The organism is Dactylosporangium sp. NPDC049525, from assembly GCF_040676755.1.
Taxonomy (GTDB): domain Bacteria; phylum Actinomycetota; class Actinomycetes; order Mycobacteriales; family Micromonosporaceae; genus Dactylosporangium.
Genome location: NZ_JBFAPO010000016.1, coordinates 113,047 through 136,538, shown reverse-complemented (window position 1 = coordinate 136,538; position 23,492 = coordinate 113,047). Strand labels below are relative to the sequence as shown.

General features: G+C 72.0%; 24 protein-coding genes. 10 read left to right on the top strand and 14 right to left on the bottom strand.

Going from position 1 to position 23,492, the window contains the following annotated elements:
* Positions 1 to 83: 83 nt before the first annotated feature.
* Complete coding sequence (locus tag AB0K00_RS23735) at positions 84 to 1,061, top strand: COX15/CtaA family protein (protein ID WP_363523728.1); 978 nt, start codon at positions 84 to 86, stop codon at positions 1,059 to 1,061.
* Here the strand turns inward: AB0K00_RS23735 and AB0K00_RS23730 are convergent.
* The 3 genes from AB0K00_RS23730 to AB0K00_RS23720 all read right to left on the bottom strand — a co-directional run bounded on the left by AB0K00_RS23730 (position 1,028) and on the right by AB0K00_RS23720 (position 2,664).
* On the bottom strand, positions 1,028 to 1,561 hold the full coding sequence (locus AB0K00_RS23730) for a GNAT family protein (protein WP_363523666.1): 534 nt from the start codon (positions 1,559 to 1,561) through the stop codon (positions 1,028 to 1,030). The genes AB0K00_RS23735 and AB0K00_RS23730 overlap by 34 nt on opposite strands.
* The gene (locus AB0K00_RS23725; protein ID WP_363523665.1) at positions 1,512 to 2,222 is read right to left on the bottom strand and encodes a DUF4184 family protein; all 711 of its coding nucleotides are present in this window, start codon (positions 2,220 to 2,222) and stop codon (positions 1,512 to 1,514) included. The genes AB0K00_RS23730 and AB0K00_RS23725 overlap by 50 nt, the downstream gene beginning before the upstream one ends.
* A 64-nt stretch (positions 2,223 to 2,286) precedes the next feature.
* Positions 2,287 to 2,664 (bottom strand): VOC family protein, encoded by a 378-nt coding sequence (locus AB0K00_RS23720; protein ID WP_363523664.1) that lies wholly within the window; start codon positions 2,662 to 2,664, stop codon positions 2,287 to 2,289.
* A 108-nt stretch (positions 2,665 to 2,772) separates the two neighbouring features.
* Between AB0K00_RS23720 and AB0K00_RS23715 the strand changes: the two genes are divergently transcribed.
* Positions 2,773 to 3,087 carry a hypothetical protein gene (locus AB0K00_RS23715; RefSeq protein WP_363523663.1) on the top strand — a complete coding sequence of 105 codons (315 nt, stop codon included), beginning with the start codon at positions 2,773 to 2,775 and terminating at the stop codon, positions 3,085 to 3,087.
* A 4-nt stretch (positions 3,088 to 3,091) separates the two neighbouring features.
* Here AB0K00_RS23715 and AB0K00_RS23710 read toward each other — a convergent pair whose 3' ends face one another.
* From AB0K00_RS23710 to AB0K00_RS23690, 5 genes are read right to left on the bottom strand one after another with little or no spacing between them, the layout of a single operon-like run.
* Entirely contained in the window at positions 3,092 to 4,516 is a 1,425-nt protein-coding gene (locus AB0K00_RS23710; protein WP_363523662.1) for a benzaldehyde dehydrogenase, read from the bottom strand.
* The gene (locus tag AB0K00_RS23705) at positions 4,509 to 5,267 is read right to left on the bottom strand and encodes an ABC transporter ATP-binding protein (protein ID WP_363523661.1); all 759 of its coding nucleotides are present in this window, start codon (positions 5,265 to 5,267) and stop codon (positions 4,509 to 4,511) included. The genes AB0K00_RS23710 and AB0K00_RS23705 overlap by 8 nt, the downstream gene beginning before the upstream one ends.
* The gene (locus AB0K00_RS23700) at positions 5,267 to 6,019 is read right to left on the bottom strand and encodes an ABC transporter permease subunit (protein ID WP_363523660.1); all 753 of its coding nucleotides are present in this window, start codon (positions 6,017 to 6,019) and stop codon (positions 5,267 to 5,269) included. The genes AB0K00_RS23705 and AB0K00_RS23700 overlap by 1 nt, the downstream gene beginning before the upstream one ends.
* The gene (locus AB0K00_RS23695; protein ID WP_363523659.1) at positions 6,016 to 6,765 is read right to left on the bottom strand and encodes an ABC transporter permease; all 750 of its coding nucleotides are present in this window, start codon (positions 6,763 to 6,765) and stop codon (positions 6,016 to 6,018) included. Before AB0K00_RS23695 ends, AB0K00_RS23700 begins: the two co-directional genes overlap by 4 nt.
* Positions 6,762 to 7,739, bottom strand: a complete 978-nt coding sequence (locus tag AB0K00_RS23690) for an ABC transporter substrate-binding protein (protein ID WP_363523658.1) — start codon at positions 7,737 to 7,739, stop codon at positions 6,762 to 6,764. The genes AB0K00_RS23695 and AB0K00_RS23690 overlap by 4 nt, the downstream gene beginning before the upstream one ends.
* A gap of 161 nt (positions 7,740 to 7,900) precedes the next feature.
* Between AB0K00_RS23690 and AB0K00_RS23685 the strand changes: the two genes are divergently transcribed.
* The 4 genes from AB0K00_RS23685 (at position 7,901) to AB0K00_RS23670 (ending at position 11,495) form a co-directional block, all read left to right on the top strand.
* Positions 7,901 to 8,695, top strand: a complete 795-nt coding sequence (locus AB0K00_RS23685) for a CoA transferase subunit A (RefSeq protein ID WP_363523657.1) — start codon at positions 7,901 to 7,903, stop codon at positions 8,693 to 8,695.
* Entirely contained in the window at positions 8,692 to 9,441 is a 750-nt protein-coding gene (locus tag AB0K00_RS23680) for a CoA-transferase (RefSeq protein WP_363523656.1), read from the top strand. The genes AB0K00_RS23685 and AB0K00_RS23680 overlap by 4 nt, the downstream gene beginning before the upstream one ends.
* A gap of 126 nt (positions 9,442 to 9,567) precedes the next feature.
* Positions 9,568 to 10,713, top strand: a complete 1,146-nt coding sequence (gene pcaB, locus AB0K00_RS23675) for a 3-carboxy-cis,cis-muconate cycloisomerase (protein ID WP_363523655.1) — start codon at positions 9,568 to 9,570, stop codon at positions 10,711 to 10,713.
* Complete coding sequence (locus tag AB0K00_RS23670; RefSeq protein ID WP_363523654.1) at positions 10,710 to 11,495, top strand: IclR family transcriptional regulator C-terminal domain-containing protein; 786 nt, start codon at positions 10,710 to 10,712, stop codon at positions 11,493 to 11,495. The genes pcaB and AB0K00_RS23670 overlap by 4 nt, the downstream gene beginning before the upstream one ends.
* A 61-nt stretch (positions 11,496 to 11,556) precedes the next feature.
* On the opposite strand, the gene AB0K00_RS23665 is transcribed toward AB0K00_RS23670, so the two are convergent.
* From AB0K00_RS23665 to AB0K00_RS23640, 6 genes are all read right to left on the bottom strand, one after another.
* Positions 11,557 to 12,315, bottom strand: a complete 759-nt coding sequence (locus tag AB0K00_RS23665) for a TIGR03089 family protein (RefSeq protein ID WP_363523653.1) — start codon at positions 12,313 to 12,315, stop codon at positions 11,557 to 11,559.
* Positions 12,316 to 12,339: 24 nt separating this feature from the next.
* Positions 12,340 to 12,966 (bottom strand): hypothetical protein, encoded by a 627-nt coding sequence (locus tag AB0K00_RS23660; protein ID WP_363523652.1) that lies wholly within the window; start codon positions 12,964 to 12,966, stop codon positions 12,340 to 12,342.
* A 71-nt stretch (positions 12,967 to 13,037) separates the two neighbouring features.
* A complete protein-coding gene (locus tag AB0K00_RS23655) occupies positions 13,038 to 13,874 on the bottom strand; it encodes an undecaprenyl-diphosphate phosphatase (RefSeq protein ID WP_363523651.1) in 837 nt (278 codons plus the stop codon).
* The gene (locus tag AB0K00_RS23650) at positions 13,871 to 14,800 is read right to left on the bottom strand and encodes a hypothetical protein (protein ID WP_363523650.1); all 930 of its coding nucleotides are present in this window, start codon (positions 14,798 to 14,800) and stop codon (positions 13,871 to 13,873) included. The genes AB0K00_RS23655 and AB0K00_RS23650 overlap by 4 nt, the downstream gene beginning before the upstream one ends.
* Before the next feature lie 19 nt (positions 14,801 to 14,819).
* Entirely contained in the window at positions 14,820 to 15,143 is a 324-nt protein-coding gene (locus AB0K00_RS23645) for a hypothetical protein (RefSeq protein WP_363523727.1), read from the bottom strand.
* Between the two features lie 300 nt (positions 15,144 to 15,443).
* Complete coding sequence (locus AB0K00_RS23640) at positions 15,444 to 16,358, bottom strand: heme o synthase (protein ID WP_363523726.1); 915 nt, start codon at positions 16,356 to 16,358, stop codon at positions 15,444 to 15,446.
* Between the two features lie 590 nt (positions 16,359 to 16,948).
* Between AB0K00_RS23640 and tkt the strand changes: the two genes are divergently transcribed.
* Genes tkt through zwf form a run of 4 tightly spaced genes read left to right on the top strand, consistent with a single transcriptional unit; the run spans position 16,949 to position 23,486 of the window.
* Positions 16,949 to 19,090, top strand: a complete 2,142-nt coding sequence (gene tkt / locus AB0K00_RS23635; RefSeq protein WP_363523649.1) for a transketolase — start codon at positions 16,949 to 16,951, stop codon at positions 19,088 to 19,090.
* A 32-nt stretch (positions 19,091 to 19,122) separates the two neighbouring features.
* Complete coding sequence (gene tal, locus AB0K00_RS23630; protein WP_363523648.1) at positions 19,123 to 20,232, top strand: transaldolase; 1,110 nt, start codon at positions 19,123 to 19,125, stop codon at positions 20,230 to 20,232.
* 54 nt (positions 20,233 to 20,286) lie between these two features.
* The gene (locus AB0K00_RS23625) at positions 20,287 to 21,963 is read left to right on the top strand and encodes a glucose-6-phosphate isomerase (protein ID WP_363523647.1); all 1,677 of its coding nucleotides are present in this window, start codon (positions 20,287 to 20,289) and stop codon (positions 21,961 to 21,963) included.
* Between the two features lie 5 nt (positions 21,964 to 21,968).
* The gene (gene zwf / locus AB0K00_RS23620) at positions 21,969 to 23,486 is read left to right on the top strand and encodes a glucose-6-phosphate dehydrogenase (protein ID WP_363523646.1); all 1,518 of its coding nucleotides are present in this window, start codon (positions 21,969 to 21,971) and stop codon (positions 23,484 to 23,486) included.
* The last annotated feature ends 6 nt before the right edge of the window (positions 23,487 to 23,492 follow it).

Below are 23,492 nucleotides of genomic sequence, written 5' to 3'. Positions count from 1 at the left end.
GAATCGCGGCCCGACCCCGCGGCCTGAGTGACCGTGGCGGGAGGGGATATGTAGCCGCGCGTAGTATCGGCCGCGTGTTGGGGATGTTGTCGTCGCTGCTCGATCGGCCTGTGGTGCTGCGCCGGGCGGCGCTGGCCACGCTGGTCGCCAATGTCGGGATCGTGTGCACGGGCGGGCTCGTCCGGTTGACCGGATCGGGGCTCGGCTGCCCGACCTGGCCGCGGTGCACCGAGGCGTCGTATGTGACGACCCAGGCCATGGGGCACCACGGAATCATCGAGTTCGGCAACCGGACCCTGACGTTCGTGCTCGGGCTCATCGCCGTCGTCGCGCTGCTCGCCGCGTGGCGCCAGCGCCGCCGGGTGCCGGGGCTCCTGGCCGCCGCGGTGTGGATGATGGCCGGGATCGCGTTCCAGGGGGTGCTCGGCGGGATCACCGTGCGGATGGCGCTCAACCCGTGGACCGTGATGGCGCACTTCCTGGCGTCGATGGCGCTGATCGCCCTGGCGTACGTCTTCTGGCACCGCACCCGGGACGTCCCGCCGCGCTGGACCGCGCCGGCGGCGATCCGCACCGCCGGGGTCGTGATCACCGCGGTGTCCGCGGTGGTGCTGGTGCTGGGCACGATCGTGACAGGTAGCGGGCCGCACTCCGGCGACACGAAGGCCGCCCGGACCGGCTTCGACCCGGCCACCGTCTCCCAGCTGCACGGCGATGCCGTGTTCGTGCTCGTCGGGCTGACCCTGGCGGTGTGGCTCGGGCTCCGCGCGCTCGGCGCGCCGCTACGGGTCACCCGCGCCGCGGCAGTGCTCCTGCTGGTCGAGCTGGGCCAGGGTGTCGTCGGGTTCGTGCAGTACTTCACCGGGCTGCCCTGGCCCGTCGTGCTGCTGCACATGCTCGGCGCCTGCCTGGTGTGGACCGCCACGCTGGGCCTGCTGCTGTCCACCCTGCCGGGCAAAGCACCGCATTCCGAAAAAGGCACAGCGGAAAAAGGCACCGCGGAAAAGGGCAACGAGCAGCCGCTGGTCTACGAGGGCCACTCCGAGGCGAGCACCGCGTAGAGCAGGTCGTCCGTCCACTCGCCCTTCCAGTAGCTGGCCCGCACCAGCAGGCCCTCGCGGCGGAAGCCGAGCCGTTCGAGGAGCCGGGCCGAGCGTTCGTTGCGGGCGTCGAGGGACGCGTGCACCCGGTGCAGACCCTCCTCCACCAGGAGGTGCCGCACGACCCGGTGGACGGCCTCGGTCGCGTAGCCGCGGCCCTGGAAGGCGGGCGCGAACGTGAACCCGATCTCCGCCTGCCGGCCGCCGTCGCCCCGGTTGACGCCGACGTCGCCGAGCAGGAGCCCGTTGCCGCGGCCCTCCACGGCGTACTGGAACCAGCCCTCCCGCTCCGGGTCGAGGTGCGCGCTCTCGGTGACGAACGCGAGGGCGTCGCCGAGCGGATAGGGGGCGTCCCACGACTGATACCGGGCGACGTCCGGGTCCGAACGGTAAGCGGCGAGCGCGGCGGCGTCACCCGCGTGGAACCGTCGCAACAGCAGCCGGTCTGTCTCCAGGAGCACCCACGAAGTGTAGTGCCACGGACGCCGCGAGCAGAGCGATCATCGCCGATACGATCAGCCGCACGACGAACACGTGCGGCCCGCCGTAGGCGAGGCTCGCGGTGATGAACGCGCCGGCCGCGAACGCCTCGACCGCCACCGACCAGAACAGCAGCGGCCGGCGGGGCACGACCGGGGGCGGCCCGTGCCACTCGCGGATGAGGTGCCGGCGCCCCACGTACCAGAGGAACAACGGCAACAACAGCAGTGCGGCATAGTCACTGAGGTCGCGGACGGTGCGCCACGACCCGATCACACCGGGGTGGGTGACCAGGTCCCACAGCAGGTGGCTGGCGTCGCCGAGCAGCGCCGACACCGCCGTGACCCACCACGGGTGCCGCACCCGGCGCAGGGCGCCGTACTCGCGCAACGACCCCGGCAGGTGCGCCGCGACGGTGGGCGCGCCGAGCCGGATCAGCCACGCGACGACCACCGTGACCGGCAGGCCCCACCAGAACATGGCCGCGACCGTGTGACTGCGGACGATGACCGCGCCGCCCAGCGCGTAGGCGATGTCGGGGGCGGTCGCGCCGACGGCGAGGGCGACCCCGTCGAACCAGCGCGGCCGCCACAGCTTCAGCGGCAGGACGGCCAGGGGATGCGTCGGGAGGGTCGCGGGCACGACGCCGACACTGCCGCACCCGGCGCCCGAACCGGCTGCCCTGCACCGGACCCCCACAACACCTTCACGGGTGCCGTTCGTCCTCGGACCGGGTCACGCAGAACTCGTTGCCGGCCGGGTCGAGCAGGACCGCCCAGCCGCCCCCGTCGGCCACCCGGTGATCCGCCGCGACGACGGCACCGAGCGTGACGAGCCGGTCGATCTCGTCGTCCCGGCTCCGGTCGCCGGGCTGCAGGCACACGTGCACCCGGTTCTTGAGCGTTTTCGGCTCCGGTACGGCCTGGAAGAACAGCCGGGGACCGCCGGACGGCTCGATCACGACCTCGTCGTCGCCCGGGGCACAGTCCGGATGGACGGGGTGGCCGATCACGCCCGCCCAGAAGGCCGCGAGCGCATACGGGTCGGCGCAGTCGAAGGAAACGTTGCGGATGAACGACACCATGGACTGCACCTTAAGCGTAGAAAATCCGTGAACTCCATCTCATTGCCGTGTTGTAAATTCATCTGCACGTTCTTTGGCCACAGATCTTTCATGTGTAACGATTCTGCAATGGGGCAACAGGAACCGCTCATCATGCAGATCTACTGCCGCCTGGAAGTCGCGGTCAATGACCCTGACGTCATCGCCAAGCTCGCCGGACAGCAGCTCCGCGAGGCGGATATCGACTGGTCACGCAAGGAGGAGGACCTCGAGGAGGCGGTCCACCAACTTGAGTCGGACCTGCAAGAGGCATTGGCCTGTGTCGTTGAGCAGAACCGCATGACCGAGCACCTGCCGGGGGTCGAGCCGCGCGGCGGTCTGGTGTTCACGGCGTTCGGCAAGCCGGACGACCGTTTCCGCCCGGGCTTCACCGACTTTCTCTGAGGCGCTAGAACGGGTAGGGGGCGATCGTGCCGCGGACCGTGATCCACCGCAGGTCGGTGTAGGCGTCCGCGTTCGATCCGCCCCCGGCCCGCGCCCCCGTGCCCGAGTCGCGGACCCCGCCGAAGGGCGCGACCGCCTCGTCGTTCACCGTCTGGTCGTTGACGTGCACGATCCCCGTCGGGATCCGTTCGGCGAGCGCCAGGCCACGCATCGGGTCGCCGGTGAGGATGCCCAGCGACAGCCCGTAGTCGGAGTCGGCGGCGAGGGCGACGGCCTCGTCCTCGGTGGTGAACCGCACGACCGGCGCGACCGGGCCGAACACCTCCTGCCGGTAGGCGGGCGCGTCGACGCCGACCCGGTCCAGCACCGTCGGCCGGTAGAACAGCCCGTCGTAGGTGCCGCCGGCGGCGAGCCGGGACCCGTCGCCGACGGTCGCCTCCACCAGGCGGTGCACCTTGTCGCGCTGGCCGGCGTCGATGAGCGGGCCGAGCGCCACCTGGCCGGTCCACGGGTCGCCGACCGGCAGGGCGTCGGCGTGCGCGGCGAGGCGCTGGACGTATTCGTCGGCGATGGCGGCGTGTACCAGGTGCCGCCCCGCCGTCATGCAGATCTGGCCGGAGTGCAGGTAGGAGCTCCACGCGCCGGCGGACACCGCGAGGTCCAGGTCGGCGTCGGGCAGCACCACCAGGGCGGAGTTGCCGCCGAGCTCCAGGTGGACGCGTTTGAGGTGGCGCCCGGCGAGCTCGGCGACGGACCGGCCGGCGGCGGTGGAGCCGGTGAACGCGATGACCCTGGTCGCCGGGTGCGCGACGAGTTCGGCGCCGACGTCGGGGCCGCCGGGCAGGACGTGCAGCAGCCCGTCGGGCAGGCCCGCCTCGCGCAGCAGCGCGGCGATCGCGAACCCGCCGCCGACGGCGGTGCGCGGGTCCGGTTTCAGCACGACCGCGTTGCCGACGGCGAGCGCCGGCGCGACGGCGCGGATCGCGAGGATCAGCGGGAAGTTGAACGGGGCGATGACACCGACGACCCCGACCGGCGAGCGCCGGGCCAGGCTGAGCCGGGGCTGGGCGCTGGGCAGGATGTCGCCGAGCGGCCGGGACGCGAGGGCCGCCGCCTCGTAGCACTCCTGCGCCGCGACGTGCGTCTCGACGCCCGCCTTCGCGGGCACCGACCCGGCCTCCCGGACCAGCCACTCCGCCACGTCGGCGGCGCGGGACTCGAACAGCGCGCCGGCCCGGCGCAGCACCCCGGCGCGCTCCTCGAAGCCGGTCGCGGCCCAGGCGGGCTGGGCCGCGGCGGCCTCGCGGCAGGCCCGGCCGACGTCGCCGGTCGAGGCGAGCCCGACCTGGCCGAGGACGGCCCCGGTCGCCGGTTCGACGACGTCGCGGAGACCGGCGCCCAGGGGACGCCCGTCAAGCAGATCAGCCATGGGTCCTCTTCGCTTGCTGGATGTGGGTGTACACGCGGCCGCGCAGCTCGACGAAGCGCGGCGCGGCGCGGGTGGTCAGCTGGTCGCGTTCGTCGGGCAGGTCCACGTCGAGGGTGTCGAGGATCGTCGTCGGCGCCGCCGACAGCACGATGACCCGCTGCCCCAGGTAGACGGCCTCGTCGATGTCGTGGGTGACGAACAGCAGGGTCACGCCCAGGCGCCGCCACACGTCGCGGATCAGGTCCTCCAGGTCGGCGCGGGTCTGCGCGTCGACGGCCGCGAACGGCTCGTCCATGAGCAGCACCTTCGGTTCGAACGCGATGGCGCGGGCGATCGCGACCCGCTGCTGCATGCCGCCGGACAGCTGCCACGGGTAGGCGTCGCGGGCGTCGGCCAGCCCGACCGCGGCGAGGGCCTCCTTGACCAGGCCCGGCTTGCGGGGGCCGGACAGCGGCAGCCCCACGTTCTCGTGGACGCGCAGCCACGGGAAGAGGCTGCGGCCGTACTCCTGGAACACCACGGCCAACCCGTCGGGCGGGCCGTCGACGAGCCGGCCGGCGACCCTGACCTCGCCGGCGGTCGGGTGCAGCAGCCCCGCGACGCAGCGCAGCAGCGTGGTCTTGCCGCAGCCGGACGGGCCGACGAGGCACGCGAACTCGCCGTCGTCGAGCTTGAACGTCAGGTCCGCCAGGGCCTCGACCCGGCGGCCCTGCCCGTCGTACACCTTTTGCAGCCCGCTGACCTCCAGCATCACCACTCCTTCTCAGCGGCTCGCTGCCCGTGGTACCACGCCAGCACCGACCGCTCCACCAGCCGGAACAGCGCGGCGAGGGCGACGCCGAGCAGGCCGAGCAGGAGCACGCCGCTCCACATCTCCGGGATCTGGAAGCCCCGCTGGAACTGCACGACGGTGAACCCGAGGCCGCTCTGCGCGGCGAACATCTCGCTGATGACCATGAGGATCACGCCGATCGACAGGGCCTGCCGGGCGCCGGTCACGATCTGCGGCGAGGCGGCCCGCAGCACCATCCGCCGTACCGGCGGGACGCGGTAGACCGCGCAGGTGTCGGCGAGGATCCCGTCGACGGCGCGCACCCCCTCGACCGTGTTGAGCAGGATCGGCCAGACGCAGCCGGACACGATGACGAGCACCTTCATCAGGTCGCCGATCCCGGCGATCAGGATCAGGATCGGCACCAGCACCGGCGGCGGGATCGCCCGCATGAACTCCAGGACCGGTTCGACCGTCTCCCGCACCGCCGGATGCCGGCCGATGACGACGCCGGCGGCGATCCCGAGCAGCAGGGCCACGGCGTAGCCGGCGGCGAGCCGGGCGAGGCTGGGCAGCACGTCGTCGACGATCCGCGGGCCGAACCAGGTGTCGGCGAACGCGACCAGGATGGTGCGCAGCGGCGGCCGGTAGAAGTCCTTCGAACCGGCGGACAGCACCCACCACCCGGCGAACAGGACGGCCGGCAGCGCCAGCACCTTGACCGCTTTCATACGGCGACCCGCTGCGACGGGTGCCAGCGCAGCAGCCGCCGCTCCCCCGACCTGGTGGCGAGGTTGACGGCGACGCCGAGCAGGCCGGTGACGACGACCAGGGCGTACATCGCGGGGACGGCGCCGCTGCTCTGCGCGACCGCGATCTGCTTGCCGAGACCGGGCGTGCCGATGATCAGCTCGCCGGTGATGGTCAGGATCAACGCGACCGACGTGGCGAGCCGGATCCCGGTGACGGTGTACGGCAGCGCCGTCGGCCACACCAGCGCGCGCAGCCGCCGCCACCGCGACAGGTGCAGGCTGCGGGCCGTGTCGCGGGCGACCGGGTCGATGTCGGCGACGCCGTGCAGGACCTGGACGAGCACCTGCCAGAACGACGCGTACACGACCAGCAGCAGCGTCGCGGTGCGGCCGGTGCCGTACAGCAGCACCGCGAGGGGGATCAGCGCGACGGACGGGATCGGCCGCAGGAACTCCACCGTCGAGGCGGTCAGCGCCCGCAGCAGCGGCACCGAGCCGATGAGCATCCCCGCCGCGACCCCGCTGGCGACGGCGATGGCCAGCCCGAGCGCCCACGTCTGGAGGGTGTCCAGCAGCGCGGACCAGAACGCGGCGTGGCGCACCTCCTCGTTGAGGGCGACGGCGATGCGGCTGGCGGGCGGCAGGTACCGGGCCGGGACGAGCCCGAGCCGTGGCGCCACCTCGAGCAGCGCCACGAACCCGGCGGCGCCGAGCAGCCCTCTCACGGCAGCAGCTCGTCCAGCGCCGGCGCCTTTTCGAGGAGCTTGTCCTGGACGGCGAGGTCGGTCAGCGTCTGCACCGACGCCTTGTTGACCTCCGCCGGCCAGGCGGGCAGCGTGATCTTCGCGGTCACGTCGGCGGCGATCTGCGTGTAGGTGCCGATGATCGCCCGGACCTCGTCGGGGTGCGCGGCGGCGTAGGCGAGGGACTCCGCCATCGCCTCCTTGAACCGCTTGACCAGGTCCGGGTTCTTGGCGATGAGCTCCTGCGACGTGAAGTAGGTCGCGACGGTGAGGTCGGCGGCGGCGTCGACGTAGTTGGAGGCCACCAGGCGGGCGCCCTGCGCCTTCGCGGCGGTGACGAACGGCTCGACGACCCAGATCGCGTCGACCCGGCCGGCGGCGAGCGCGGCCGGCTGGTCGGGGAACGCGAGCTCGACGAACTTCACCGCGGCCGGGTCTCCCCCGGCCTTTCGGACGGAGGCGCGCACGGTGGTGTCGCCGATGTTCTTCAGCGTATTGACCGCGACGGTCTTGCCGACGAGGTCCTTCGCCGACTGGATCGGGCTGTCGGCCTTGACCAGCACGCCGCCGAAGTCGGCGCCGTCCTTGCCGGTCGAGGCGACGCCGTTGCTGACCATCTTGATCGGCAGGCCGCGGGACTTCGCCAGGATCAGCGAGGTCACGTTGCTGAAGCCGAACTGGAACTGGCCGCTGACCACGCCGGGCACGATGGCGGCGCCGCCCTGGCTGGTCGACAGGGTGAGGTCGATGTTGCGGCCGCTGAAGAAGCCCTTCTGCTTGCCGAGGTAGATGGGGGCGACGTCGACGATCGCGATGACGCCGGCGGCGACCTTGTCGGGCTGGACAGGCTGGCCGGGTGCGGCCGGGGTGGGTGTCCCGGTGCTGGAGTTGCCGCCGCACCCGGCGGCGGCGAGCAGCAACGCGGCGGACAGGGGTATGGCGGCGAGGCGGCGCATCGAGGCTCCATCCATCCAAAAAGGGGTGTTCGGATGACGAACTTCTGTGCGTTCAGCGAAACTCTTCCCGACCGTAGAACGCTTGACTGCCGGCGCGCAAGGTTCCTAGGCTTCCGTTCTGAGAACATCTGTGCGGTATGCGAACAGGCGGGGGTGGCGGCGTGGCCGAGCTGATGTCGCTGTCCGAGGCCGTCGCCGCGCTGGTCCACGACGGCGACACCGTGGCCCTGGAGGGCTTCACCCACCTCATCCCGGTCGCCGCCGGGCACGAGATCATCCGCCAGCGCCGCCGCGACCTCACGCTCGTGCGGATGACCCCGGATCTGGTGTACGACCAGATGATCGGCGCCGGGTGCGCCCGGAAGCTGATCTTCTCGTGGGGCGGCAACCCTGGCGTCGGCTCGCTGCACCGCTTCCGCGACGCCGTCGAGCGGCAGTGGCCCGGCCCTCTCGAACTGGAGGAGCACAGCCACGCCGGGATGGCCAACCGATACGTGGCCGGCGCGTCCGGGCTGCCGTTCGCCGTCCTGCGCGGCTACCGCGGCACCGACCTGCTGGCGCAGACCGCGACCGTCCGGCCGATCACGTGCCCGTTCACCGGCGAGGTCCTGACCGCGGTGCCGGCCCTCAACCCCGACGTGACCGTCGTGCACGCCCAGCGCGCCGACCGGCGCGGCAACGTCCAGCTGTGGGGCATCACCGGCGTGCAGAAGGAAGCGGTCCTCGCCGCCCGGCGCAGCCTCGTCACGGTCGAGGAGGTCGTCGACACCCTCGACCCGCGCCCGGGTGCGGTCGTCCTGCCGTCCTGGGTCGTCACCGCCGTCGCCGTCACGCCCGGCGGTGCCCGGCCGTCCTACGCGCAGGGCTACTACGACCGCGACAACGACGCGTACCGCTCCTGGGACGCCGTCAGCCGCGACCGCGCGACCTTCCTGGGCTGGTTGGAGCGGCTGTGAACTACTCCCCCGACGACATGATGACCGTCGCCGCCGCCCGCGCGCTGCGGGGACGCACCGCGTGCTTCGTCGGGATCGGCCTGCCCAGCGTCGCGGCCAACCTCGCCCGCCGCACCGGCAACCCCGATCTCGTCCTGGTCTACGAGTCCGGCACGATCGGCGCCCGGCCGACCCGCCCGCCGCTGTCGATCGGTGACGGCGAGCTCGCCGAGACCGCCGACACCGTCGTCAGCGTGCCCGAGATGTTCAACTACTGGCTCCAGCCGGGCCGCATCGACGTCGGGTTCCTCGGCGCTGCCCAGCTCGACGAGCGCGCCAACATCAACACGACCGTCATCGGCGCGTACGGCGCACCCACCGTCCGGCTGCCCGGCGCCGGCGGCGCACCGGAGATCGCCGCCTCGTGCCGGGAGGTGTTCGTGGTGCTCCGCCAGAGCGCCCGGACGTTCGTGCCGAAGGTCGACTTCCGCACCTCCGTCGGCTACGGCGACGGCCCCGGCAGCCGCGCCGCGCTCGGCCTGCCCGGCCGCGGGCCGGTGCTCGTCATCACCGACCTCGGGATCCTCGCGCCCGACCCGGCGACGTGCACGCTGCGGCTGACCCACCTGCACCCGGGGGTCACGGTCGAGCGGGTCCGCGCCGCGACCGGCTGGGACCTGGCCGTCGCACCCGCGCTGGAGCACACCCCGCCGCCGAGCGCCGAGGAGCTCGCGGCGCTGCGCGCGTTGTCAGGCGGTTCGCCATGATCCGCCAATGTCGGTCATCACCCTCCCGCAGCTCGATAGAGTCGGGACCGCGCGACACTGCAGTCCGCGAGCCGCTCGTCACGGCGACGGCGGCGACCGGTCCGACACCCCACCTCCAGGGCGAACATGAACTCATCGAGCTTGTTTGACGGCGTCCTGGCCCGCGGCGAGGTCGCCGCGGCCGTCGGCGACGACGCGTGGCTGACCGCGATGCTCCAGGTCGAGGCGGCCCTCGCGCAGGTGCAGGCGTTCAGCGGCCTGATCCCGCAGGCCGACGCCGACGCGATCGCCGGCTGCGCCCGGCCCGAACACTTCGACGCCGCCGACCTCGGTGCCCGGGCCGCCGCCAGCGGCAACCCCGTCGTGCCCCTCGTCGAGACACTGCGGGCCCTTGCCGGGCCCGCCGGGCCGTCCGTCCACCTCGGCGCCACCAGCCAGGACATCCTCGACACCGCCGGGATGCTGGTCGCCGCGCAGGCGCTGCGGCCGCTGCTCGCCGACCTCGCCGGCTGCGCCGAACAGGCCGCCCGGCTGGCCCGCGAGCACCGCGACACCCGCATGATCGGCCGGACGCTGCTGCGGCAGGCGGTGCCGACCACGTTCGGGCTGAAGGCCGCCGGCTGGCTCAGCGGTCTCGACGCCGCCCGCTGGCGCCTGGAGCAGGTGCGACGGGAGCGCCTCGCGGTCCAGTTCGGCGGGGCCGCCGGGACCCTCGCCCCGTTCGGCGCCGACGGGCCCGACGTCGTCGAGGGCCTCGCCACGCTCCTCGGCCTCGCCGAGCCGGTCCTGCCCTGGCACACCGAACGCACCCGCGTCGCCGAGCTCGCCGGTGCGCTCGGCGCCGCCGCCGGGATCGTCGCGAAGGTCGCCCGGGACCTGACCCTCATGGCGCAGGACGAGGTCGACGAGGCCTCCGACAGCACGCCGGGCGGCTCGTCGGCGATGCCGCACAAACGCAACCCGATCGCCGCCGTCTGCGCCCTCGGCAGCGCCGGCTCGGCACCGGGCCTGGTCGCCAGCCTCCTCGCCGCGATGGCGCACGAACACGAGCGGGCCGCCGGCGCCTGGCACGCGGAGTGGCGGCCCCTGCGCGAGCTGTTCGTCTGTACCGGCTCGGCGGCGGCGTGGCTGCGGGCCGCGCTGGAGCGGCTGCTCGTCCACCCCGACGTCATGCGCGCCAACCTGACCCGCGGCACCCGGTCCGACGAGCATCCAGACGCCGCTGGTGTACTGGTGGACCGCGCACTGCAGGCACACGCGAAAGGCCCATGATGGAACCCGGTCCGGAGCGTGGCCCCGACTTCGTGCAGTCCCTGGAACGCGGGCTCGCCGTCATCAGGGCCTTCAACGCCGCCCGGCCCGAGCTGACCCTCACCGAGGTCGCCGCCGCCACCGGCGTCACCCGGGCCGCCGCGCGGCGGTTCCTGCTGACCCTCGGCGAGCTCGGATACGTGCGCAACGACGGCCGGCAGTTCTCCCTCACGCCGAGGGTCCTGGAGCTCGGGTACGCGTACCTGTCGGGCCTGTCACTGCCCGCCGTCGCCGAACCCCACCTGGAGTCCCTCGTCGCCGAGGTCAACGAGTCCTCGTCGGTCTCCGTCCTGGACGGCGACGACATTGTCTACGTCGCCCGCGTGCCCACGTCACGAATCATGACGGTGACGATCAGCGTCGGGACCCGCTTCCCCGCCTACGCGACGTCGATGGGCCGGGTCATGCTCGCCGGCCTGCCCCCGGACGACCTGGAGGCGTACCTGGCGAAGGTCCGCCTGGAACGCCTGACCGCCCGCACCGTCACCACCACGGCCGCCCTGCTCACCGAGATCAACCGGGCCCGGTCGCAGGGCTGGGCGCTCGTCGACCAGGAGCTGGAGGAGGGCCTGCGCTCCGTCGCCGCCCCGATCCGCGACCGGACCGGCCGGACGGTGGCGGCGCTGAACATCTCCGCCGCGGCGAGCCGCAACTCGGTCGAGTCGATCCGGCGCACCCTGGTGCCGCCGCTGGTCGCCACGGCCGCCCGCATCGAGGCCGACCTGCCCGCCCGCCGCTTCTGAGTCAGGCGCCGGCGGCTGAGTCAGGCGCCCGCGGCCGAGTCAGGCGCCCGCCGGTTCTGCGTCAGGCGGCGCGGCCGAAGACCCGGGTCGCGCTCTCCGCCGAGGAGATCTCGTCGAGGCGGAGCGGGTCCGTGCACAGGATGATCGACGCGCCCACCGACAGCGGCGCCAGGAGCCACTTCACCGGGTGCTCGTGCTCGGTGGCGTCCACGACGACCCGGTCGCCGGCGCGCAGGTCCTGCATACCGGCGATCTCCCGGGCGATGCTGCCCCACTGCCCGTAGGTGGTGCCGTCGCCGCTGGCCGCCGAGCCGGTCCGCACCAGCGCGGGTGCCGGGACGTCAGCCGGGTACGGCGCGACGGCGTCGTCGAAGTCGCGCCAGCCGATGACGTCGCGCGGGTCGCCGGAGTCCCCGCCGCCGAACACGAACCGGTGCGGCGCCTCGGGGATGTCCTCCAGCCACGAGCCGAGCCGCTCGCGGGCGGCGAACACCACGTCGAACGGCACCCCCGCGTCCGGGCCGACCGCGGGCAGCCCCGCGGTCGCGGACAGGTGGAACGACACCGTGACCCCGAGCGACCACGCCCCGAGCAGGGCGGCGGCCGTGCGCCAGTGCGGCGGCAGCAGCACCGCGGCGCGGCTGCCGGAGCCCAGGCCGCAGTCGTGCAGCAGTCCCGCGGTGCGGGCGGACCAGCCGCCGAGCTCGGCCGCGGTCAGCGCGGTGCGCCGGCCGTCCGGGTCGTAGTGCGTGAGCAGTGGCACGGCGACACCGGCGGCTCCTGCACCCGCGGGTCGCGACAGCGCAGCGGCGTCAGTCACCAGACCACCGTAGCTGGCGCCGGGTCACAGCATCCTGACGGACGCGGAGCGGGCGATCTCCGGTGCCGTGGGCGGCAGCGAGTCGTACTTCCTCAGCAGGGCGTGCACGACGAAGACGTACGGGGTCTGCGAGACCAGCCCGGTGACCGTCGCCGTGACCCGGGTGCAGCCCTTCCCCGGCGCGACCGCCAGCCACGTCCAGCCCGGCTGCGGCCCGATCAGCAGCTCCTGCGACATCCACGTCAGCTGGTACTCGACGAGGGCGGGATCGCCGATGTTCCACCAGCTGACGGTGGCCGACGTGGTGCCCGGCAGCACCGACGCGCCGTTGACGACGCCGGGGCGGACCACGCCGGTGCACTCGGTCGGGCTCAGGCTCGGGGTGGGGTAGCTGCGGCTGACCTTCGGCAGCGGCGAGATCGACGCGATGGGGCCGCGGGCCGGGGCGCCGGTGGTCATGCCGGCGGACGGGTCGACGGCGTCGCCCTTCGAGTACACCGTCTTCTGCGGCAGGTCGAGGACCTTGCCGTCCTTCTTCGCCCCGGCACCGCCGGGGTCCGACCCGCCGAGGCCGGGCAGGGCGCCGCACCCGGCCACCCCGGCGAGGAGCGCCGAGGCCAGGACGAGGGCCGCACCGAGCCGCCGTTTCACATGGGGCTCATCGGCGGCCCGGGCAACGTTCTTAGGTCGCCGTTCTCAGGTCGGTTCTTAGGTCGCCGTTCTCAGGTCGCCTCGATCGTGCCGGTGCCGACGAGGACGAGCAGGAGGGTGCCGAGGGCGACCCGGTACACGATGAAGACGGTGTACGTGTGCCGCGCCACGAACTTCAGCAGCCACGCGACCGCCAGGTAGCCGACGGCGCCGCTGACCAGGGTCGCGGTGATCGTGGCCGGCCAGCCCACGCCGGTGGCGATGTTGTCGTGCTCGTCGGCGATCTGCAAGGCCCCGGCGGCGAGCAGCGCGGGGATGGACAGGAAGAACGACAGCCTGGTGACGGTGACCCGGTCGAAGTCGCGCAGCAGACCCGCCGACATGGTCGCGCCCGACCGGGAGACGCCGGGGATCAGCGCCAGGGCCTGGGCGGTGCCGATGATCAGGGTGTCCTTCCACGTCACGTCGGCCTCGTGGCGCTGCTGGGTGGCGGCCCGGTCGGCGAACCACATGACCCCGGAGAACGCGATCAGCGCCCCGCCGACGAACCACAGGCTGCGCAGCGTGGTCTCGATCTGGTCCTTGAAGAGCAGCCCGATGATCGCGACCGGGATCGAGCCGAGGATCACCGACCAGCCGAAGCGGTAGTCGGCGTCATCGCGGCGGGACCGGTCGAACAGCCCCCGGAGGAACGCGGGCACGATCCGGGCGATGTCGCGGCGCAGGTAGAACGCGGTCGCGAGGACGGCGCCGGTCTGGATGATCGCGGTGAAGGCGGTGATGTCGGGGTCGTCGATCGAGTACCCGAGCAGCTTCTCGAGGATGGTGAGATGGCCGGTGCTGGAGATCGGCAGGAACTCGGTCAGCCCTTCGACGGCACCGAGGAGGATCGCCTCGAAGATGTTCACGCGCTGCCCGGGTGGTCGGCGCGAGGCGCGGGCAGCCGGTCGGCGATCGCGGCGGCGAGGCGGTGCGGGGCGTCCGCGGTGGTGGTCAGGAACAGCGACGGCTCGGTCAGCTCGACCTCGATGACGACGGGGTCGCCGGACGGGGTCGGCAGCAGGTCGACGCGGGCGTAGAGCAGGGCGGCCCGGTCGAACGGCAGCGCCGCCAGGACCCGCTCGGCGAGGGCGTGCTCGGCCGGCGACGGTGTCCTCGGCGTGATGGACTCCTCCTGGTACAGCGTCTCCACGCCCTCGTCGGGTCCGGTGAGGATCGGGCCCTTGCGGATCGCGTGGCTGAACTCGCCGGCGATGAACAGCAGCGCGGTCTCACCGGCGGTGTCGACGTCGGCGAGGTACGGCTGGACCATGACCAGCCGCCCGGCGGCCTGCAGCCGTGCGATGTGGGCGGTGGCGAGGTCGGCCTGCTCCGGCAGCCGGTAGCGCCCGGTGTCGACGCTGCCGACGCTCACCGCCGGCTTGACCACGATCTCTGCGTCGCCGGTGTCCAGGTGTACGGGGTCGCCCGGCTCGACCCACGTGGTCGGGACGATGGGGATGCCCGTGTCGGCGAGCTGGCGCAGGTATCGCTTGTCGGTGTTCCAGGCGATGACGTCGGCCGCGTTGGCCAGCTGCGGCACGGACTCGGCCCAGGCGGTGAACTCGGCCCGGCGCTTCGGGTAGTCCCAGGTGTTGCGCACCACTGCGAGGTCGAACGCCGACCAGTCGACGGCGGGGTCGTCCCAGACGGCCGGGACGCCGGTGATGCCCGCGGCGGCGAGGGCCGGCACGAGGCTCTGGTCGTCGGGGTCGAGGTCGGGCAGTTCGGCGCAGGTAACGAGAGCGACCCGGGCACCTGCCCGGGTCGCGGAACATGACTGTTCGATGATCACTCAGCGAAGATAGGCGACCCTAGCGGGAAAGGACACGCCGCCCCATGGAGCGCCAGAGATCGTTGCTGGGCCGCATCTGCTCGAGCAGCTCGCGCTCCCAGGCGTTCTCGATCGTGACGCCGGCCTGTGCGCAGGCGGAGCGTGCGATGTCAGTGCCCTCGGCCATCTGGTCGCCCCAGACGCCGTCCTCCCCGACGAGCACGATGCGGGCACCGCGCCGGCCGACATACTCGATGACTGCCTTGGCGCCGCCGTGGTCGTCCGCGAAGGACTTGATGCCGGTGATGAGGCTGCCCGGCACCGGGCGGCTCAGGGTCATCGTCGTATCGGAACCATCTGCCATGACGGCCACACTAAAGGGGTAACCCGCCACTCGTGGGTGAACCAGGGCCCTGGTGTGATCGTAGTTACTGACAGGTTTAGTTCACCGGGGGTTCGTTTTGCCCCGACAGAACCCGTTAAAACCGGATATTCAGGTGCCTGTTTCCTACTCTGATTGAGAGATGTGCATCACGTGAAGTAACGCGACGCGCGGTGTGCCAAAAATTCGGGCGTTTCCAGGTTAAGTCCCGCTTAGGTCCACATTTTGCAGAGATCAAGTCGGGGCTGACGCGCAACTGCTATGGACCCGCGTGCAACGAAATCACTGGATGAAAACGTCTACTCCGATCGCCACGCACAGCAGCGTGAGATACGTGACCGACCAGTGGAACAGGCGCATCGGCTTGAGCGGCTCGCCGCGGCGCGCCCGGCCGTCCAGCCGATGGGCCTCCAGCAGCAGCAACGCGCCCACGATGACCGCGACGGCCCCGTAGACCGGGGTCATCCCGAACGGCCACAGCGCCACCGAGGCGGCCACCGTCAGCCAGCTGTAGATCACCGTCTCCAGGCCGACGCGGCGCATGCTGGCCACGACCGGGAGCATCGGGATGCCGGCGCGGGCGTAGTCGTCCTTGAACTTGATCGCCAGGGCGTAGAAGTGCGGCGGCTGCCACAGGAAGACCACCGCGAACATGACCCAGGCCGGCCAGGCCAGCCCGCCGGTGACCGCGGCCCAGCCGATCAGCACCGGCGCCGCGCCGCACGCGCCGCCCCAGACCGTGTTCTGCGGGGTGGTGCGCTTCAGCCACAGCGTGTAGACGAGGTCGTAGTAGGCGATCGCCCCGACGGTGAGCAGCGTCGCCAGCAGGTTGGTGAAGGTCGCCATCAGCACCGTGGACAGCGCCGCCAGGGTCAGCCCGAAGATCAGCACGGCCCGCGGGGTGATGCTGTGCGTGGCCAGGGGCCGGCGCGAGGTGCGCTTCATCAGCGGGTCGATGTCGCGGTCGATGTAGCAGTTGAGCGCGTTGGCGGCACCGGCGGCGAGCGAGCCGCCGACCAGCACCACGGCCATCAGCCACAGCGACGGCACGCCACGGTCCGCGAGCAGCATCGCCGGGACGGTCGTGATGAGCAGCAGCTCGACGATGCGGGGCTTGGTCAGCGAGACATAGGCCTTGACGACGGCGCCGAGCCGGGCGCGGCGTCCGGCCGCCTGCTCCCGCTGTGCCCGGGCCAGTGCCGCCGCCGTGGTGGGGCGGGCCGGCCTGGAGGGATCCGCCGCCGCGCCCTGGGGGACCGCCGCACGGTCGACGAGCTGCGTCACGTCTGGAGAGCCACCTTCCGGCATCGGCCGCACCTGGGACACCGCCTGCCTTCGGACCCGGCCGGATGGCGGCGCGGGAGGGGACACGGCGGAGCCGAGGGTCCCGCCGAGACCGGCGGGCTATCGCATACTAGAACAGGATCAACGCAGGCCAGACGGGACCCCGGCACAGACGCCGGCACCCGCCCTGAACCCGCCGCGACGGCCCGCGCGACACCGCCCGCGAGGCCCGGCCGCGCCCGCGGCATCCCGGCGTCCGCTTCGAGCAAAAGTTTCGCGCAGGGCTGAACCGATCAAGGTTTGCCGCCCATGTCACACATCCGCGCAGTCGCGCGGCCGTGAACCTCCATGCGGCCATCGACTACCGTTGCCGCAGGCAGTGTCGCCGATGTCCGAAACATGGTCGACTGCGCGTGGGGCTACCCGTTCGTGGGTAGGGTCGATCTGAACAGCACCCTGCAACACCCCTCTGGCAACCCTCGTTCGACAGGAGCAGCACAGCCGTGAGCGCTGAAGAGGTCAAGGGTCCCGAGCTTTCCTGGTCCGACATCGACCGGCGAGCGGTCGACACGGTGCGGGTCCTCGCCATGGACGCCGTCGAGAAGTCCGGCAACGGCCACCCCGGCACGGCGATGAGCCTGGCACCCGCGGCCTACCTGCTGTTCCAGAAGGTCATGAAGCACGACCCGACCGACCCGAACTGGATCGGCCGCGATCGCTTCGTGCTCTCCTGTGGACACTCGAGCCTGACTCTATATATCCAGCTGTATCTCTCCGGCTACGGCCTGAGCCTCGACGACCTCAGGTCGCTGCGGCAGTGGGGCTCCCTCACGCCCGGCCACCCGGAGCACGGGCACACGTCCGGTGTGGAGACCACCACCGGACCGCTCGGCCAGGGCCTGGGCAATGCGGTCGGCATGGCGATGGCGGCCCGCCGCGAGCGCGGCCTGTTCGACCCCGAGCCGGCCACCGGTGACAGCCTGTTCGACCACCACGTCTACGTGCTGTGCTCCGACGGCGACATCGAGGAGGGCATCAGCCACGAGGTCAGCGCGATCGCCGGCCACCAGAAGCTGGGCAACCTCGTCGTCATCTATGACGACAACGAGATCTCGATCGAGGACGACACCAAGGTCGCCAAGAGCGAGGACGTCGCCGCCCGCTATGAGGCGTATGGCTTCCACGTGCAGACCGTCGACTGGCGCGCCGGTCACGACGCCGGCGACGGCGTCTACGCCGAGGACGTCGAGGCGCTGTGGGCCGCGATCCTGGCCGCGAAGGCCGAGACGAGCCGGCCGTCGTTCATCGCGCTGCGCACGATCATCGGCTGGCCCGCCCCGAAGAAGCAGAACACCGGCAAGATCCACGGCTCGGCGCTCGGCGCCGACGAGGTCGCCGCGACCAAGCAGATCCTCGGCTTCGACGCGCAGCAGACGTTCGAGGTCTCCGCCGATGTCCTCGCGCACACCCGCGCCGCCATCGAGCGCGGCCGCGAGCTGCACGCCGAGTGGGACAAGGGCTTCGAGGCGTGGAAGGGCACCGCCGGCGACCGCGTCACCCTGCTGGAGCGGCTCTTCTCCGGCCAGCTGCCGGTCGGCTGGGAGAAGGCGCTGCCGGAGTTCCCCGCGAGCGAGAAGGGCATCGCCACCCGCAAGGCCTCCGGTGACACGCTCGGCGCGCTCGCCGCGGTCCTGCCGGAGCTGTGGGGCGGCTCCGCCGACCTCGCCGAGAGCAACAACACCACCATGGAGGGCGAGCCGTCGTTCCTGCCCACCGAGTTCGGCACGAAGGTGTTCCCGGGCAACGAATACGGGCGGACGCTGCACTTCGGCATCCGTGAGCACGGCATGGGCGCGATCCTCAACGGCATCAAGCTGCACGGCCCGACCCGGCCCTACGGCGGCACGTTCCTGGTGTTCTCCGACTACATGCGGCCCTCGGTGCGCCTCGCCGCCCTCATGAAGCTCCCGGTCGTCTACGTGTGGACGCACGACTCGATCGGCCTCGGCGAGGACGGCCCGACGCACCAGCCGGTGGAGCACCTGACGGCGCTGCGCGCGATCCCCGGCCTGTCCGTGGTCCGCCCCGCCGACGCCAACGAGACCGCGTGGGCGTGGCGGCGGGCACTGGAGGTCACCGACCACCCGGTCGCCCTCGCCCTGAGCCGGCAGAACCTGCCGACCCTCGACCGCACGGAATACGCGTCGGCGGAGGGCACCGCCAAGGGCGGCTACATCCTCAAGGACGCCTCCAACGGCCAGCCGCAGGTGATCATCATCGCGACCGGCTCCGAGGTGCAGCTGGCCGTCGGCGCGCAGCAGCGTCTCGAGGCGGAGGGCACCCCGACCCGCGTCGTGTCGATGCCCTGCCAGGAGTGGTTCATGGAGCAGGACCTGGCATACCGCCACAAGGTCCTCCCGACCGGGGTCAAGGCCAAGGTCACCGTCGAGGCCGGCATCGCCATGTCGTGGCAGCACATCCTCGGCGACCACGGCGTGGCCGTGAGCATCGAGCACTACGGCGCGAGCGCCCCCCACACGGTGCTGTTCGAGCAGTTCGGCTTCACCGTCGACAAGGTCGTCGCGGCCGCGCACGCCTCGCTCGCCAAGGTCGGCGAGATCACCGGCACCACCACCGGTAGCTGAGCCACCGGTACCTGAGTAAGAGGAGCAAAGCGATGAGTTCCGATCGGCTGGCCGAGCTCTCCGCCGCGGGTGTGGCGGTCTGGCTCGACGACCTCTCCCGCCAGCGGCTGAGTGGTGGCGGCCTCGACAAGCTGCGCCGTGAGCAGCACGTCGTGGGCGTCACCACCAACCCCACCATTTTTGCCAAGGCGCTGTCCTCCGCCGAGGACTACGCCGACCAGGTCAAGGACCTCGCCCTGCGCGACGCGCAGGTCAACGAGGCGATGCGCATGCTCATGACGTATGACGTGCGCTGGGCCTGCGACGTCATGCACCCCGCCGCCGACGCCAGCAAGGGCATCGACGGCCGGGTCTCCATCGAGGTCGACCCGGGCCTCGCCGCCGACACCGACCGCACCATCGCCGAGGCGAAGGCGCTGTGGTGGCTCGTCGACCGGCCCAACCTGTTCATCAAGATCCCAGCAACCAAGGAAGGCCTGCCGGCGATCACCGCCGTGCTCGCCGAGGGCATCAGCGTCAACGTGACCCTGATCTTCTCCCTGGAGCGCTACGAGGCCGTCATGAACGCGTTCTTCGCCGGCCTCGAGCAGGCGAAGGCCAACGGCCACGACCTGTCCAAGATCGGTTCGGTCGCGTCGTTCTTCGTGTCGCGCGTCGACACCGAATACGACAAGCGGCTCGACAAGATCGGCTCCGAGGAGGCGAAGGCGCTCAAGGGCAAGGCCGCGATCGCCAACGCGAAGCTCGCGTACCAGAAGTACGAGGAGCTGTTCTCCACCGAGCGCTGGCAGGCCCTCGCCGACGCCGGCGCGCACCCGCAGCGGCCGCTGTGGGCGTCGACGTCGACGAAGAACCCCGAATACCGCGACGTCATCTACGTCGAGGAGCTCGTGGCGCCCGGCACGGTCAACACGATGCCCGAGTCGGTCATCCACGCGTTCGCCGACCACGGCGAGGTTCGCCTCGACGCGATCACCGGCTCCTACGCGGAGGCGCGGCAGGTCATGGACGCCCTCGCGGCCATTGGCATCGACTACGACGACGTCGTGCAGGTGCTCGAGCGCGAAGGCGTCGAGAAGTTCAGCGTCAGCGGCAACGAGATGATCGAGACCGTCCGGTCGGCGCTCGAAGCCGCCAAGTAGGGCTCGCGGTTTCAGTAGGCTGGTCAACTGGCCGGTCATCTATGGAGGGTGCGGGTGTCTGATCTTCTCGACGACGTCACCGCGGCGGCCGGGCTCACGGTGTTCGGCGCCGCGGCCGTCGCCGGTGGGATCGGCACCCGTGCCCTACCCGGTCTCCCCGACTGGTCCCCCGACTATGACGTGATGCCCCGGGTGACCGCGCTCCGGGCGGAGCTGCGGGCCCTCGGCCTCGACCGCGTCGTCCTCGCCGACGGTGACGCCGCGGCCCCCACCGCCCGCGCCGCCGAGGCGATCACCCGCACCCTCGGCGTGCCGCTCACGGTCCTCTCCGGCACCGACCCGCACGGCGTCGCCACCGCCGTCGCCGACCGCCTGCAGCGCACCGTGGTCGTGCTGACCTCGACCTCACCCACCTCGACGTCGCTGGCGACCGACAGCCACCGGCGGGCCTATCTGCAGGCGTTCGAGGACCACGGGATCCAGGACGTCGACCGCCGGTTCGTCTTCGTCGCCGTCCCCGGCTCGCCGCTCGCGACGATCGCCCTCGAGATGGGCGCGCAGCTGTTCCTCGCCCAGCCGGGCGCGCTGTCCGCGCATTCGCTGGTGCCCGCCGGGCTCGCCGGCGCCGACATCGGCGACCTGGTCGAGCAGGCGTTCGCGCTGGCCGAGCCGCCGCGACGCAGGTCGGCGCCGGCCGGGTTCGCGCTGCCGGCCACCGGCTTCACCCCGGCCCTGCCCGCGCCCACCGGCACCGGCTTCGCCCCGGCGCTGTCCACGCCCACCGGCTTCATCCCGGCCCCGTCCGCGCCGATCGGCGAGGCCCTCCCCGCGGAGCAGTTCGAGCGGCCGGCCGCCGCGCTCGGGGCCGCCCTTGCCGCCGCCGTCGCCGCGGGACGGGACAAGCTCGCCCTCGCCCCCGACGGCAGCGGGATCGTCGGGCTCGGCGAATGGATCGCGGACCTGCTCACCACCGCCGGGTCGCGGGCCGTCCCGGTCGTGCTGGAGACGCCGAGCAGCTGGGGGCACGAAGGGCCGGACGTGCTCAGCGTGACCGTCGGCGGGGCCCTGGTCTCCGGGGTCATGCCCGGTGGTGGCATCGCCCCCGACCTCGCCGTCAACGGGCCGCTCGGCGCCCAGCTCCTTGCCTGGGAGCAGGCGCTCACCGTCGCCGGCCTCATCGACCCGGCCGCTCCCACCGGCACCGGCGGGTCCTCCTCCCCGGAGGGCGTCCTGCGGGTGCTCGACACCGGGCTGCCGCCGCAGGCGCCCGCGTTCGTCGACGGGGCTGTCGAGGTCCACGGCGCCGTCACGGCGACGACCCTGATCGGGGCCCTGGACGAGTTCGCGCGGGCCGTGCCTCCCGGGGCGACCCTGGCGGTGCACGCGCACCTCGACCGGACCGCTGACGCCGCTGCCCTCGCGGTGCGCACCGGACTTGCCGGCCGGGTCAACCGGGCCGTGACGTTCGCCTGGGGCGGGGCACCCGTCCAGCCCGCTACGGGCGTCGGAGGCGCCGGCGGTACACCTGCTGCAACGACGATCCAGATCACCGGTGCCGTCCCGGAGGACCTGCGGGTCCCCGGGCGCCCTTACACGTTCGGCGACCTCCAGGCCGCTGAGGCCGCCGACGACCGTCAGGCCCTGCTCGACCGGGGCGTGCCGCTGCTCCGACTGCACCTGACCGACCGGAATTCCGGTATCGACCAATTGTTGGCCGCCCTCGGAGGGTGAGTGTGATGACCAATCCCTTGCGGGACCCGCAGGACCGGCGACTGCCTCGGATTCCCGAGCCATGTGCGCTGGTCATCTTCGGTGTCACCGGTGATCTTGCCCGCAAGAAACTCATCCCGGCGGTCTACGACCTGGCCAACCGGGGACTCCTGCCGCCGAGCTTCGCCGTGCTCGGCTTCGCCCGGCGCGACTGGGGCGACGGCGACTTCGAGGACCTCGCCCGCAAGGCCGCCCAGAGCGGCGCCCGCACCGCGTGGCGTGAGGAGGTCTGGGCCCGCCTCGCCGGCAACATCAAGTTCGTGCCCGGCTCGTTCGAGGACGACGCGGCGTTCGACCACCTGGCGCAGACCCTCGACGACCTGCACGAAGAGTCCGGCATCCCGGGCAACGCGGCGTTCTACCTGTCGATCCCGCCGTCGGCGTTCCCGGTCGTGCTCAAGCAGCTCGAGCGCACCGGCATGTCCGACAACGCGAAGTCCGGCGGCTGGCGGCGCGTCGTGGTCGAGAAGCCGTTCGGCTACAACCTGACCTCGGCCCGGCAGCTCAACGACCTCGTCGACGACGCGTTCACCGCGCAGGACGTGTTCCGCATCGACCACTACCTCGGCAAGGAGACGGTCCAGAACATCCTGGCGCTGCGCTTCGCGAACAACCTGTTCGAGCCGGTGTGGAACTCCAACTACGTCGACTCGGTGCAGATCACGATGGCCGAGGACGTCGGCATCGGCACCCGCGCCGGGTTCTACGACACCGTCGGCACCGCCCGCGACGTGGTGCAGAACCACCTGATGCAGCTGCTGGCCCTGGTCGCGATGGAGGAGCCGACGGCGTTCTCCGCGAGCGCGATCCGCACCGAGAAGCTCAAGGTGCTCAACGCGATCACGGTGCCCACGGACGTGTTTACCAACACGGTGCGCGGGCAGTACCTGACCGGCTGGGTGGCGGGCGAGCGCGTCCCCGGCTATCTGGAGGAGAAGGACGTTCCCGCGGAGTCGAAGACGGAGACGTACGTAGCGATGCGCCTCGGCGTCCAGAACCGTCGCTGGGCCGGGGTGCCGTTCTACGTCCGGGCCGGCAAGCGCATGCCGCGCCGCGTCACCGAGCTCGCGATCTCGTTCAAGAAGGCCCCGCACCTGCCGTTCCACCAGACGGACGTGGAGATGCTCGGGCACAACCAGCTGGTCATCCGCGTCCAGCCCGACGAGGGCGTGATGCTCAAGTTCGGCTCGAAGGTCCCCGGCACCACGATGGAGGTCCGCGACATCGCGATGGACTTCCAATACGGCGAGGCGTTCACCGACGCCAGCCCCGAGGCGTATGAGCGGCTCATCCTCGACGTCCTCGTCGGCGACAAGACACTGTTCCCCGACTCGGCCGAGGTCGAGGCGAGCTGGAACGTCATCGACCCGCTCGAGGAGGCGTGGACGGGTTCGACGCCTGAGCCGTACCGCGCGGGCGAGTGGGGTCCGCGAGCAGCTGACGAGATGCTGGCCCGCGAGGGCCGCGCCTGGCGCCGGGCCTAGTGGGGG